Below are 13687 nucleotides of genomic sequence, written 5' to 3'. Positions count from 1 at the left end.
ACCAAAAACACTTGGCCGGATTGACCAAAAAGTGGCGGCGATTATAGGCATATTCCTACGTCGACGCCACGTACCAGAAGTCGTGCAGCGCTTACTCGTGCGCCTGATAGACCGGGTCTGTGGCCTGAAGTTGCCGCAGCCTGCCCAACGGATCCTGCCGGTAGAAAAGCTGCAGTTGCAAGTAGACCTGTGGATAAGCCGCGTGCAGCAGATCCGGAGCGCTGAAGAAGTATTCGCTGGTGACCGCAAAGAACTCCGCCGGGTTTTCCGCGGCGTACGGGTCGATGGCGGTTTCGGCATCGGGATTGCGGTCGAGCTGGCGGTTGAGGTCATCGTAGGCGTGTTGCATGACCTCGGCCCAGTCGCTGACGCGCATGTCGGCGTGCAGCGGCGGCAGGCCGTTGGCGTCGCCGTTGAGCATGTCGAGCTTGTGCGCCAGTTCGTGGATCACCAGGTTGTAGCCTTCCCAGCCACCACTGGCCATCACCCCCGGCCAGGCGAGGATGATCGGCCCCTGTTGCCAGGCTTCGCCGCTGTGCTCGCCGTCCCACTCGTGCTCGACGCCGCTGGCATCGCGATGCCGTTGCGGGCTGAGGAAGTCGTCGGGGTAGAGGACGATTTCGTGGAAGCCCTGATACCAGTTCAAATCGCCCAGATTGAGCAACGGCAACTGGGCCTGGGCGGCGAGCAGCAGGCGTTGTTCCTGATGCAGTTCGACACCGGGCAGGGCGGTCAGGTGTTTTTCTTCGAGAAACAGCACGCTGGCTTCACGCAACCATTGGTCTTCGGCGGCGCTGATGCCGTCGAGAAAGCTCAGGTGATGGCGCACCCGTTGCCACAGGTCGTCGGCAATCGGGTGCCTGGCCAGAATGCGCCGGCGACGCCAGGCGCTCAGTGACCACATCGGATCAGTGGGTTTCGGCTTTCGCGCCGCCGAAACGGCTGCGCACCACGCCGATGATCATCGGCACCAGCGACAGCAGGATGATGCCAACCACCAGCAACGACAGGTTCTTCTTGATGAACGGCACGTTGCCGAAGAAGTAACCCAGGGTCACCAGGCCGCCGACCCAGAGGATGGTGCCGAACACGCTGAACGCGAAGAAACGCGGGTAGGGCATTTTCCCGACGCCGGCGACGAACGGGGCAAATGTACGGATGATCGGCAGGAAGCGCGCCAGGGTCACGGTTTTGCCGCCGTGCTTGTCGTAGAAATCGTGGGTTTTTTGCAGGTAGTCGCGACGGAAGATTTTCGAGTTCGGGTTGCTGAAGAGTTTTTCGCCCGCCGTTCGGCCGATCACATAGTTGGTGCTGTCGCCGAGGATCGCCGCGAGCATCAGCAGCCCGCCCAACAGCACCGGATCCATGCCACCGCCCGCCGCCACGGCACCGGCGATGAACAACAGCGAATCACCCGGCAGGAACGGCATCACCACCAGACCGGTTTCACAGAAGATGACAGCGAACAGAATCGCGTAGATCCACGGCCCGTAGTTGGTGACCAGCAAATCGAGGTACACATCGAGATGCAGGATAAGGTCGAGCGGGTTGAAATCCATGGGGGCACCTGTGGTGACGGCCCGACTCGGCAGGCCTGTGCGGATGATTCGGGTGTAAGCCTACAGCGAGGTGTAGTTTTTCTTACAAGCCGGAAAGCTCGGGATTATACGGTCTGAGAGGTGAAAAGCGCGTTGGTTTTGTAGCGAGGGATGTCGGGGTGTGAACAAATGTCAGGCAGGCATTGATGGTGGCGGCAAGGTGGGTGTGGCGAGGGAGCTTGCTCCCGCTGGAGGGCGAAGCACTCCCAAGCCTTGATTTGCCTGACCTGTTGAGATGACTGAGGTGGGGCCGCTTCGCAGCCCGGCGGGAGCAAGCTCCCTCGCCACAACAGGCCCTTGATGAGTGCTAGAGCTCGTCGCTGATCGGCAGCACGTAGTTCTTGAACTCGGTGTCTTCCTTGAAACCAATGGATTCGTAGGTTTTCTGCGCCACTTCGTTGTTGCTGCTGGTGGAAACGCGCATGCGCACGGCCTGGGTTTCCTTGGCCATTTTCTTCGCGGTGCGGATCAGGTTGTCGGCCACCAGTTGGCGGCGGGCGTCTTCGGCGACATAGATGTCGTTGAGGATCCACACGCGCTTGAGCGACAGCGAGGAAAAGCTTGGATACAGCTGGCAGAACCCCATGAGCTTCTTGTCGTCATCATCGGCCAGGGCCAGATAAATCACCGACTCCTTGCGACGCAGGCGTTTTTCGAGAAACGCGCGGGAGGAATCCGGGTAGGGCAGGGAACCGTAGAACTCGCGATATTTGACGAACAACGGGGTCAGCAAATCCAGGTGTTCGAGGGTCGCTTGAATAATCCGCATGATAGGTCTCGTCTTCAAGTGGCTGTCTTCAACTGCTCTGACGGCGATGGGAAACCCTGCGGCCGTGCATCGATCCTGCCTGAAAGCAGCGCAGAAACGCAATGCGGAAACGGTTCAGGTTGTGGGCGGATCGAGTAGGAAGTTTCCCTTCATGTCCGCACCGGCCTCCGACTCCAGCGTCTGCACCTGTGCTTCGTCCTTCAGATTGACCCCCGACAGCTGCCGCCGGCAGGCCTCGCGCATCAGATACAGCAGGCGATGCGCCGCCATGCCGTAGCTCAAGCCCTCAAGCCGCACGTTGGAGATGCAATTGCGGTAGGCATCGGTCAGCCCGACTTTTGGATTGTAGGTGAAATATAAACCGAGGCTGTCGGGCGAGCTGAGGCCCGGACGCTCTCCGATCAGCATCACGACCATTTTTGCACCCAGCAACTGACCGATCTCGTCACCGATGGCGACGCGGCCCTGTTCCACCAGCACTACCGGGGCAAGCGACCAGCCGTCGGCGCTCATCTGCTCCTCCAGGCGGGTCAGAAACGGCAGGGTATGCCGATGCACCGCCAGTGCCGACAGGCCGTCCGCCACCACAATCGTCAGATCGACCCCGCCGGGGTTGGCCTGCGCGTAATCCCGCAGGCTCTGCGCCGAGGTGTCGCTGAGCTTGCGCCCCAGATCCGGGCGTTGCAGGTAGCTGTTGCGATCAGTCGCGGCGCTGTGAAGCAACAAGGTCTCGCGCCCGCGCTCGCTCAGTTGCGCGCTGAGCCCGGCGTGGTCGAACGGCAGATGCACCGCATCCCGTGCCTGAGCGTGGGCGAACTGGAAATCCAGCTGGGCGCTGGTCGGCAGGCTGGTGCCGGTGCGGCCGAGGGCGATGCGCGCCGGGGTCAGGCGGCGCAGTTCCAGCCACGGGTTTTGCGGGTCGACAGGCGGTTTTTCCATAACACTCATCCCAGTTGCGCCAGCGCCTGGCGGAAGGCCGGCGGCAGGTTGTTGCCAAAGCGAACCTTGCCGTCCGCCTGGGTGAAGATGCCCATGTTCGCCAGCCATTGCTCGAACTCCGGCGCCGGTTTCAGGCCCAGGGTCTGGCGCGCGTAGAGCGCGTCGTGAAACGAGGTGGTCTGGTAGTTGAGCATGATGTCGTCGGAGCCGGGGATGCCCATGATGAAGTTGATTCCGGCCACACCGAGCAGGGTCAGCAGGGTGTCCATGTCGTCCTGATCGGCTTCGGCATGGTTGGTGTAACAGATATCACAGCCCATCGGCACGCCGAGTAACTTGCCGCAGAAGTGGTCTTCGAGGCCGGCGCGGATGATCTGTTTGCCGTTATAGAGGTATTCCGGGCCGATGAAGCCGACCACGGTGTTCACCAGAAACGGCTTGAAGTGCCGCGCCACGGCATAGGCCCGGGTTTCGCAGGTCTGCTGGTCGACACCGTGGTGGGCGTTGGCCGACAGCGCGCTGCCCTGACCGGTTTCGAAATACATCAGGTTCTGCCCGAGGGTGCCGCGCTTCAGGCTCAGCCCCGCGTCATAGCCTTCCTGCAATACATTGAGGTTGATGCCGAAACTGGCGTTGGCCGCTTCGGTGCCGGCAATCGACTGGAACACCAGATCCAGCGGCACCCCCCGGTTGATCGCCTCGATCGAGGTGGTGACGTGGGTCAGCACGCAAGCCTGGGTCGGGATGTCATAGCGCTGAATGATCGCGTCGAGCATCTCCAGCATCGCGCAGATCGAGGCGATGCTGTCGGTGGCCGGGTTGATCCCGATCATCGCGTCGCCATTGCCGTACAGCAGACCGTCGAGAATGCTCGCGGCGATGCCGGAGGGCTCGTCGGTCGGATGGTTCGGTTGCAGCCGGGTCGACAAGCGCCCGCGCAGGCCGAGGGTGCCGCGAAATTTTGTGACCACGCGGATCTTCTGCGCCACCAGCACCAGATCCTGCACGCGCATGATTTTCGACACGGCGGCGACCATTTCCGGGGTCAGACCGGGGGCGAGGGCGCGCAGGCTGGTTTCGTCAGCGGCGTCGCTGAGCAGCCAGTCGCGGAAACCACCGACGGTGAGGTGGCTGACCACCGCGAAGGCTTGTTTGTCGTGGGTGTCGATGATCAGTCGGGTGACTTCATCGGCTTCGTAGGGAATCAGCGCTTCCTGCAGAAAATGCGTGAGCGGGATGTCGGCCAGCGCCATTTGTGCAGCCACGCGTTCGCCGTCATTGAGCGCGGCAACGCCGGCCAGAAAGTCACCGGAGCGCGCCGGGCTGGCCTTGGCCATGACGTCCTTGAGGCTGTCGAAGCGGTAGGTCTGGGCGCCGACGGAATGGGCAAATGCGGCCATGGGGCGGTGTCCTCCTGATTCTGTGGGTAACTCGGTCTCCCTGTGGGAGCGGGCTTGCTCGCGAAAGCGTCGTGTCAGACGACATCGTTGTTGGATGACACGACGCCTTCGCGAGCAAGCCCGCTCCCACAGGGGGATTTTCATGCACTTCTATATAGCGGGCACCGGGCGACAGGCCCGGTGCCGGTGCAACTAGATACCTTCGAGCATAGCGTCTGCCGGGGCTTCGGCGCGTTGCTTGGCGGTGAGCTGAAAGTACAGATAACCAGCGGCCATGAAGCCCAGGAACACACAGCCGATCAGCGTGTTGAACCACGCCATCGCCACCAGGCACACCACCGCCAGAAACAGCGCAATTGCTGGCACCACCGGGTAGCCCGGGGCGCGGAAGGTGCGTTCCAGGTTCGGTTCGGTTTTGCGCAGTTTGAACAGGCTGAGCATGCTGATGATGTACATCACGATCGCGCCGAACACCGACATGGTGATCATCGCTGCGGTCAGGGTCATGCCTTGCAGATTGACCAGACCGTCGCTGTAGATCGCCGCGATGCCGATCACACCACCGGCGAGAATCGCCCGGTGCGGGGTCTGGAAGCGCGACAGCTTGGCCAGGCTCTTCGGCAGATAACCGGCGCGGGCGAGGGCGAAGAACTGCCGCGAGTAACCGAGGATAATCCCGTGGAAACTCGCCACCAGGCCGAACAGGCCGATCCACACCAGCATGTGCATCCACGATGAGTTGTTGCCGACCACCGCTTTCATCGCCTGCGGCAGCGGGTCATTGATGTTCGACAGTTGACGCCAGTCGCCGACGCCGCCGGCCATCACCATCACGCCGATGGCAAGGAACACCAGGGTCAGGATGCCGCTGACGTAGGCCTTGGGAATTGTGCGTTTCGGGTCCTTGGCTTCTTCGGCGGCCATGGCCGCGCCTTCGATGGCAAGGAAAAACCAGATCGCAAACGGAATCGCCGCAAAGATTCCGGGGATCGAGCCCATCGTGAACTCGTTGGAACCCGACCAGCCGTTGAGCACGAAATTGCTGAAGCTGAAGCCCGGTGCGACCACGCCCATGAACACCAGCAGCTCGGCGACCGCCAGCACGGTGACCACCAGCTCAAAAGTCGCGGCGATGCTGACGCCGAGGATGTTCAGGGTCATGAACACGAAATACGCGCCGACCGCTGCCACCTTCGGATCAAGCTCCGGGTACTGCACGTTGAGGTAGGCGCCGATGGCCATGGCGATCGCCGGTGGGGCGAAGACGAATTCGATCAGCGTGGCGATGCCGGCGATCAGTCCGCCTTTTTCGCCGAACGCCCGGCGGCTATAGGCAAACGGCCCGCCCGCGTGGGGGATCGCGGTGGTCAGTTCGGTGAAGCTGAAGATGAAGCAGGTGTACATGGTCGCGACCATCAGCGCCGTGACCAGAAATCCGAGGGTGCCCGCGGTGCCCCAGCCGTAACTCCAGCCGAAGTATTCGCCGGAAATCACCAGGCCGACGGCAATACCCCACAAATGCAGGGTGCCGAGTGTGGGTTTGAGCTGTGTGGTGGAAGTCATAAGTCCTCTCTGTTTTTTATTGTTCGATCTGTTGGACTTTCGGGTGCAGTGGATGAGGTGGATGGATGCTGTTCACGCAGCGGCAGTTTTTGTGCAAAACCTGAATGACGGGTACGCAAGGGCCGTGCCAGAGCGGCCAGGCCTTGTGTCGTGTCATTTAGGACGCCTTCGCGAGCAAGCTCGCTCCCACAGGTTTATGTGGTGAACCCATTATTGAGATCGAATTCAGATCCCTGTGGGAGCGAGCTTGCTCGCGAAGGCGGTTGAACAGGCGACACAGAAATATCTGTATCGCCCCCGGGTTTTAGAAGAAGCCCAACGGATTGATGTCGTAGCTCACCAGCAGGTTTTTGGTCTGCTGATAGTGATCGAGCATCATCTTGTGGGTTTCACGGCCGACGCCGGACTTCTTGTACCCGCCGAACGCGGCGTGCGCCGGGTACAGGTGGTAGCAGTTGGTCCACACACGACCGGCCTTGATCGCGCGGCCCATGCGGTAGGCGCGGTTGATGTCGCGGGTCCACAGGCCGGCGCCGAGGCCGAACTCGGTGTCGTTGGCGATCGCCAGGGCTTCGGCTTCGTCCTTGAAGGTGGTGATGCTCACCACCGGGCCGAAGATTTCTTCCTGGAACACGCGCATTTTGTTGGTGCCCTTGAGCAGGGTTGGCTGGATGTAATAGCCGGTCGCCAGATTGCCCTCGAGTTTTTCCACCTTGCCGCCGGTCAGCAGCTCGGCGCCTTCACCCTTGGCGATTTCCAGGTACGAAAGAATCTTGTCGAATTGCTGCTCGGACGCCTGCGCGCCAACCATGGTGTCGGTGTCCAGCGGATCGCCACGTTTGATTTGCAGGACTTTCTTCATCACCACTTGCATGAATTCGTCGTAGATCGACTCCTGCACCAGCGCGCGGGACGGGCAGGTGCAGACTTCGCCCTGGTTGAAGAACGCCAGCACCAGGCCTTCGGCAGCTTTTTCGATGAAGGTCGGTTCGGCCTGCATGATGTCTTCGAAGAAGATGTTCGGCGACTTGCCGCCCAGTTCCACGGTCGATGGAATGATGTTCTCGGCGGCGCATTTCATGATGTGCGAGCCGACCGGGGTCGAGCCGGTGAAGGCGATCTTGGCGATGCGTTTGCTGGTGGCCAGGGCTTCGCCGGCTTCTTTGCCGAAACCTTGCACCACGTTGAGCACGCCCGGTGGCAGCAGATCACCGATCAGCTCCATCAGCACGCAGATGCCCAGCGGGGTTTGCTCGGCAGGCTTGAGTACCACGCAGTTGCCGGCGGCGAGTGCCGGGGCGAGTTTCCACGCGGCCATCAGCAGCGGGAAGTTCCACGGGATGATCTGGCCGACCACGCCCAGCGGTTCATGGATGTGATAGGCCACGGTGTTGCCGTCGATTTCGGCAGCGCTGCCTTCCTGGGCGCGTAGGCAACCGGCGAAGTAGCGGAAATGGTCGGCTGCCAGCGGGATGTCGGCGTTGAGGGTTTCGCGGATGGCTTTGCCGTTGTCCCAGGTTTCGGTGATCGCCAGCAGTTCGAGGTTCTGTTCGATGCGGTCGGCGATTTTCAGCAGGACCAGCGAGCGCGCCTGCACGGAGGTCGCGCCCCACGCATCGGCAGCGGCGTGGGCGGCGTCCAGTGCCTTGTCGATGTCTTCGGCAGTGGAGCGAGGAAATTCGGCAATCGGTTGGCCATTCACTGGCGAGGTGTTGGTGAAGTACTGACCTTTGACAGGCGCGACGAACTCGCCGCCGATGTAGTTACCGTACTTGCTCTTGAACGAGACTTTGGCGCCTTCAGTACCGGGGTGAGCGTAACGCATGATTTGTTCTCCTTGGCTTTGTACTTATTAGAGAAACGCGCAAGTGCGCTTGCTATAAGCGTAGAGCAAAGGTCGGGCCACTGCCGTGCAGGGCAGGCAAATCAAGGCTTTGCGTATTTTTTGTCGGACGGGCGGGCGGCGCCTGTGATGGTTTCGGTACAGAGGGGGTGACAGTTTGTACCGCTTTTGGCACAGCCAGTGACCGGCTGGTCTTGCCAGCATTGCAATGCGCCGATGGCTGGAGGATGCTGACTGCCAATCGCCCAGATGCACCCCTTGTGGCGAGGGGATTTAGCGAAACGTCGCACCGCCCCGATCGGCTGCGCAGCAGTCGTAAATCCGGTGTACGCGGTGAATCTAAGAAGCCACGTTGGTTTGATTGGGGCTGCTTCGCAACCCATCGGGGATAAATCCCCTCACCACAAGGTATGTGCCAGCCAATAAAGAGGCGGCACTGATCTCGGGGAGAATAATAAGAAATGCACGATAACCATTTGAGTCGCCATGCCCAGCAGGTGCTCACCGTCAGTCAGGGCAAGCCGCACCTGCACGGGCCCGGTGCCGATCCGTCGATTGCCCGCTCGTGGCTGCGCTGTCTTGAGGACTATCACCTCGACCCGGCCCTGACCATGGCGCCCACCGTGCTCGAGCACGGGCGCGTGCTTGAAAGCCGCGAACGCCTGCAACAGGTGTTGCAGATCGCCGGCAATGAAATGAGCAGCCTGCATCAACAACTGTCGGGCGCCGGTCATGCGGTGCTGTTGACCGACGCGCGCGGGGTGATCCTCAACTGCGTCACCGCACCGGCCGAGCGCAAAATATTCGAACGTGCCGGCCTCTGGCTCGGCGCCGACTGGAGCGAAGCCTGCGAAGGCACCAACGGCATTGGCACCTGCCTGGTCGAGCGCCAGGCACTGACCATCCATCAGGACGAACACTTTCGCGGCCGCCACACCGGCCTGACCTGCTCGGCGAGCCCGGTGTTCGACCCGCACGGCGAACTGCTGGCGGTGCTCGACGTGTCCTCGGCGCGCCACGATGTCTCGCGCCAGAGCCAGTTCCACACCATGGCGCTGGTCAATCTGTCGGCGAAGATGATCGAGAGCTGCTATTTCCTGCGCTGCTTCGATAACCAATGGCTGCTGCGTTTCCATCTTCAGGCCGAATCCGTCGGTTTGTTCAGCGAAGGGCTGCTGGCGTTTGACGGGGAAGGGCGAATCAGCGCGGTCAACCAGAGCGCGCTGAACCTGCTAGGGCATATTCGGGGTGGTTTGCTCGGCAAACCGGTGGAAGCATTTTTCGATTGTTCGCTGGACGAGTTGCTCGGTCGGGCCAGCGCCAATGCCAGCGCCAGTTGGCCGCTGCGCACCCGCGACGGGCGGCATCTGTTTGCCTTGCTGCGTGGCGAATCGCGCAAACCGGTGCCGATCCTGCCGGCCCCGATCGTGGCCAAGCCTCAACCGCTGACGAACATTTGCCTCGGCGACGCGGCGCTGCAAGCGGATTTCCGCAAGGCGTTGCGGGTGTTCGAACGCGACGTGCCGCTGCTGATCAACGGTGAGACCGGCTCCGGCAAGGAAGCCTTTGCCAAGGCTGTGCATCACGCCAGCCAGCGCGCCAGCAAAGCCTTCGTCGCCCTCAATTGTGCGGCGATCCCGGAAAGCCTGATCGAGAGCGAACTGTTCGGTTATCGCGGCGGAAGTTTCACCGGTGCGCGCAAGGACGGCATGCGCGGCAAGTTGCAGCAGGCCGATGGCGGCACGCTGTTTCTCGATGAGATAGGTGACATGCCGCTGGCGCTGCAAACCCGGTTGTTGCGGGTGCTGGAAGACCGGCAGGTGGTGCCGATTGGCGGCGAGCCGGAGGCGGTCAACGTGCGGATCATCAGCGCCACGCACCGTAATCTGCTGGAGCGGGTCGAAGGCGGCAGCTTCCGTGAAGATCTGTATTACCGGCTCAATGGGCTGGAGGTCGCGCTGCCGGCGCTGCGTGAGCGTAGCGACAAGTCGCAGTTGCTGGATTTCCTGCTGGCCGAGGAGGCCGGCGGCGAAACAATCGTGATCGACGACCCGGCGCGCCAGGCGTTGCTGGCCTTCACCTGGCCGGGCAACGTTCGGCAGTTGCGCAATGTTCTGCGCACATTGGCGGCATTGTGTGATGAAGGGCGAATCGGGTTGGAGGATCTGCCGGCGATGATTCGGCAGGGGCGGCCAACGCTGGAGCTGAAGTCGGTTGAGTCCGAGCATCCGCTGGAAGACGCTGAACGTCTGGCGTTGCTCGATGTGCTGGAGCAAACGCGCTGGCACATGACCCAGACCGCGCAGCAGCTCGGGGTCAGCCGCAATACCCTCTATAGAAAGCTTCGTAAGCACGCGATCTCCCGTTAAACCGCGTCGCGCCATTCGCGAGCAAGCCCGCTCCCACAGGATCAGCGCCAACCTTGTGGGAGCGGGCTTGCTCGCGAAGGCGTCGGCGCAGGCGAAACACCAGGTGCGATTTTTCCCACCCTACGCTAACCTGCGGCCATGTTTTACGAGGTCGACTATGCACATTCATATTCTGGGTATCTGCGGGACTTTCATGGGCTCGATGGCGGTTCTGGCCAAAGAGCTGGGCCATCACGTGACCGGCTCCGACGCCAACGTCTATCCGCCGATGAGCACGCAGCTTGAGGCCCAGGGCATTCAGTTGACCCAGGGCTACGACCCGGCCCAGCTCGATCCGGCACCGGATCTGGTGGTGATCGGCAACGCCATGTCGCGCGGCAACCCGGCGGTGGAATATGTGCTGAACAAAGGCCTGCCGTACGTCTCCGGCCCGCAATGGCTGGCCGATCACGTGCTGCAAGGGCGCTGGGTGCTGGCGGTTGCCGGCACGCACGGCAAGACCACCACCAGCAGCATGCTCGCCTGGGTGCTGGAACATGCCGGCATGAGCCCGGGGTTCCTGATCGGCGGCGTGCCGCAGAACTTCTCGGTGTCCGCACGTCTGGGCGGCACGCCGTTCTTCGTGATCGAGGCCGACGAGTACGACAGCGCGTTTTTCGACAAGCGTTCGAAGTTCGTCCACTACCGTCCGCGTACCGCGATCCTCAACAACCTTGAGTTCGATCACGCCGACATCTTCCCCGATCTGCCGGCGATCGAGCGGCAGTTCCACCACTTGGTGCGGACTATTCCGAGCGAAGGTCTGGTGATCCACCCCACCACCGAACCGGCCTTGCAGCGCGTGATTGAAATGGGCTGCTGGACCCCGGTGCAGACCACCGGCGTCGGCGGTCAGTGGCAGGTCAAGTTGCTCAAAGACGATGGCTCGGCGTTCGAAGTAATGTTCGAAGGCGTGTCCCAGGGCACTGTCGAATGGGAGCTGACCGGTCAGCACAACGTCGCCAACGCCTTGGCTGCGCTGGCAGCGGCGCGGCATGTCGGTGTGGTGCCAGCGATGGGCATCGCCGGCTTGAGCGCATTCAAGAACGTCAAACGCCGGATGGAGAAAGTCGCCGAAGTACGCGGCATCACCATCTACGACGACTTCGCCCACCACCCGACCGCGATCGCCACCACACTTGATGGCTTGCGCAAGCGCATCGGCGACGCACCACTGATCGCGATCATCGAGCCGCGCTCCAACTCGATGAAGCTCGGCGCGCACCGTGACGGTCTGCCGGACAGTGTAGTCGATGCCGATCAGGTGATCTGGTACGCCCCGGCCAACCTCGGTCGGGATCTGGGCGCCACTGCCGCACTGTGCAGCGTGCCGTCGATTGTCAGCGATTCGCTGGAAGGCATCATCGAACGCGTGAAGAGCCAGGCCCAGCCCGGCACCCACGTGGTGATCATGAGCAACGGCGGTTTCGGCGGCCTGCACGGCAAACTCGCCGAGGCACTGCAATGAACACTTTTGCCCAGAGCGGCGGCCCGGAACGCATCACGCTGGCGATGACCGGCGCGTCCGGCGCGCAGTATGGATTGCGCCTGCTCGACTGCCTGGTACGGGAAGATCGCGAAGTGCACTTCCTGATCTCCAAGGCTGCGCAACTGGTGATGGCCACCGAAACCGATGTCACGCTGCCGCCCAAGCCGCAGATGATGCAGGCGTTTCTCACCGAATATACCGGGGCGGCCGCCGGGCAGATCCGCGTGTACGGCAAGGAAGACTGGATGTCGCCGGTAGCTTCGGGCTCCGGCGCACCGGCGGCGATGGTCGTGGTGCCGTGTTCCACGGGTACCTTGTCGGCGATTGCCACGGGCGCGTGCAACAACTTGATCGAGCGCGCGGCGGACGTCACCTTGAAGGAGCGGCGCCAGTTGATTCTGGTGCCGCGCGAGGCACCGTATTCGAGCATTCATCTGGAGCACATGCTCAAGTTGTCGAACATGGGCGTGACCATCCTGCCGGCCTCGCCGGGTTTCTATCACCAGCCGCAGACCATCGACGACCTGATCGATTTCGTCGTGGCGCGGATTCTCAATCTGCTGGGCATTCCACAGGACATGCTGCCGCGTTGGGGCGAGCATCATCTGAGCAGCGATGAATAAGCTGTTGATGATTGCGCTGGCGCTGCAACTGGCCGGCTGCGCCACCGCGCGCACGCTGGATGCCGCCAAGCCGGGGGCGCCGGTGGTGTATTCCGGGACACGCCTGGATTTGTACGCGATGAATGGCGGGTGCTGCGCGATGGATCGCTTCGGGGCTGAAGCGCCGAGTTATCCGGGAGTGGACCTGCCGGCGAGTGCGTTGCTCGATACGCTGTTGTTGCCGTTGTCGTTGCTCACGGTGATCGGCGTGGGGTTTCAGGCGACTGGCGGATTGTAGGGGAGTGTGGCGAGGGGATTTATCCCCGATGGGGTGCGCAGCGCCCCCAAAATCTGAAAAACGACGACTGCTGCGCAGCCGATCGGGGATAAATCCCCTCGCCACAAAGTACGGTGTTTACTTGCCGAGCTTTCGCAGCTCATCCGACTCGACGATCCGCACCCCATCCTGTTCTTCCAGCGCCAGGCGCCACATCGCCCGGGCCAGTTGGCAGGCTTCGATGCCGCGATATTTGCCGGGAATCAGTTTGGAGAACGGCGCCGCCAGTTGTTCGCCCAAGCGCGGCTCGGTGCGATCTCCCAGCAATAGCGATGGTCGGCAGATGGTCAGCTGCGGCCAGTCCTGTGCGCGCAATGCCTGCTCCATCTCGCCTTTGACACGGTTGTAGAAAATCGACGATTTCGGATCGGCGCCCAGCGCACTGATCACGATCAAGTGCCGCGCGCCCATCTCTCGTGCGCGTTTGGCGAAGGCCACGACCATGTCCAGATCCACCGCGCGGAAAGCGGCTTCGGAACCGGCCTTTTTGATCGTGGTGCCGAGGCAGCAATAGGCGATATCGACGCGACCACTGAGTTGCGGCAGAAACGCCTGTGGGTCGCCCACCGGGTTTTCCAGATGCGGATGTTCCGCCAGCGGCCGACGGGACGGCGCGAGCACGCGGGTGATCGTCGGCTCGTTGAGCAAACGGTCGAGCAGATGCTCACCGGTCAGTCCGGTGGCTCCGGCAAGCAAAACGTGCTGAGGCGTCAAGTACATAGTGTTTCTCCCTTGATAC

The 13687-nt window shown here is 62.0% G+C and carries 12 protein-coding genes; 4 read left to right on the top strand and 8 right to left on the bottom strand.

Annotated features, from left to right (window positions below; translation table 11 throughout):
• Nucleotides 1-91 precede the first annotated feature (91 nt).
• From ACOYXI_RS15810 to exaC, 7 genes are all read right to left on the bottom strand, one after another.
• Nucleotides 92-904, bottom strand: coding sequence for a M90 family metallopeptidase (locus ACOYXI_RS15810; protein WP_027612913.1), 813 nt, complete (start codon nt 902-904; stop codon nt 92-94).
• Nucleotides 905-908: 4 nt separating this feature from the next.
• Nucleotides 909-1559, bottom strand: a complete 651-nt coding sequence (locus ACOYXI_RS15805) for a DedA family protein (protein WP_003228594.1) — start codon at nt 1557-1559, stop codon at nt 909-911.
• 346 nt (nt 1560-1905) lie between these two features.
• On the bottom strand, nt 1906-2367 hold the full coding sequence (locus ACOYXI_RS15800) for a GNAT family N-acetyltransferase (RefSeq protein ID WP_003228592.1): 462 nt from the start codon (nt 2365-2367) through the stop codon (nt 1906-1908).
• Between the two features lie 114 nt (nt 2368-2481).
• Nucleotides 2482-3306 carry an ethanolamine ammonia-lyase subunit EutC gene (gene eutC, locus ACOYXI_RS15795; protein WP_210558597.1) on the bottom strand — a complete coding sequence of 275 codons (825 nt, stop codon included), beginning with the start codon at nt 3304-3306 and terminating at the stop codon, nt 2482-2484.
• Nucleotides 3307-3311: 5 nt separating this feature from the next.
• Nucleotides 3312-4706: an ethanolamine ammonia-lyase subunit EutB gene (locus ACOYXI_RS15790; RefSeq protein WP_096796313.1), complete on the bottom strand. Its 1395-nt coding sequence runs from the start codon at nt 4704-4706 to the stop codon at nt 3312-3314.
• A gap of 192 nt (nt 4707-4898) precedes the next feature.
• Nucleotides 4899-6269: an ethanolamine permease gene (eat, locus tag ACOYXI_RS15785; RefSeq protein ID WP_025108674.1), complete on the bottom strand. Its 1371-nt coding sequence runs from the start codon at nt 6267-6269 to the stop codon at nt 4899-4901.
• Nucleotides 6270-6573: 304 nt separating this feature from the next.
• Nucleotides 6574-8094 (bottom strand): acetaldehyde dehydrogenase ExaC, encoded by a 1521-nt coding sequence (exaC, locus tag ACOYXI_RS15780; protein WP_461675040.1) that lies wholly within the window; start codon nt 8092-8094, stop codon nt 6574-6576.
• Between the two features lie 479 nt (nt 8095-8573).
• On the opposite strand from exaC, the gene ACOYXI_RS15775 reads away from it, so the two are divergent.
• From ACOYXI_RS15775 to ACOYXI_RS15760, 4 genes are all read left to right on the top strand, one after another.
• The gene (locus ACOYXI_RS15775; protein ID WP_461675039.1) at nt 8574-10481 is read left to right on the top strand and encodes a sigma-54-dependent Fis family transcriptional regulator; all 1908 of its coding nucleotides are present in this window, start codon (nt 8574-8576) and stop codon (nt 10479-10481) included.
• 157 nt (nt 10482-10638) lie between these two features.
• Nucleotides 10639-11988 (top strand): UDP-N-acetylmuramate:L-alanyl-gamma-D-glutamyl-meso-diaminopimelate ligase, encoded by a 1350-nt coding sequence (gene mpl, locus ACOYXI_RS15770; RefSeq protein WP_461675038.1) that lies wholly within the window; start codon nt 10639-10641, stop codon nt 11986-11988.
• The gene (ubiX, locus tag ACOYXI_RS15765; RefSeq protein WP_007968137.1) at nt 11985-12632 is read left to right on the top strand and encodes a flavin prenyltransferase UbiX; all 648 of its coding nucleotides are present in this window, start codon (nt 11985-11987) and stop codon (nt 12630-12632) included. The genes mpl and ubiX overlap by 4 nt, the downstream gene beginning before the upstream one ends.
• Nucleotides 12625-12909, top strand: a complete 285-nt coding sequence (locus tag ACOYXI_RS15760; protein ID WP_096796309.1) for a YceK/YidQ family lipoprotein — start codon at nt 12625-12627, stop codon at nt 12907-12909. Before ubiX ends, ACOYXI_RS15760 begins: the two co-directional genes overlap by 8 nt.
• Nucleotides 12910-13026: 117 nt before the next feature.
• On the opposite strand, the gene ACOYXI_RS15755 is transcribed toward ACOYXI_RS15760, so the two are convergent.
• The gene (locus tag ACOYXI_RS15755; protein ID WP_134787414.1) at nt 13027-13668 is read right to left on the bottom strand and encodes an oxidoreductase; all 642 of its coding nucleotides are present in this window, start codon (nt 13666-13668) and stop codon (nt 13027-13029) included.
• Between the last annotated feature and the right edge of the window lie 19 nt (nt 13669-13687).

The organism is Pseudomonas sp. G3-19, from assembly GCF_054855875.1.
Note: the sequence above shows the minus strand (reverse complement) of the source record. Positions and strands in the feature narration are given on the sequence as shown.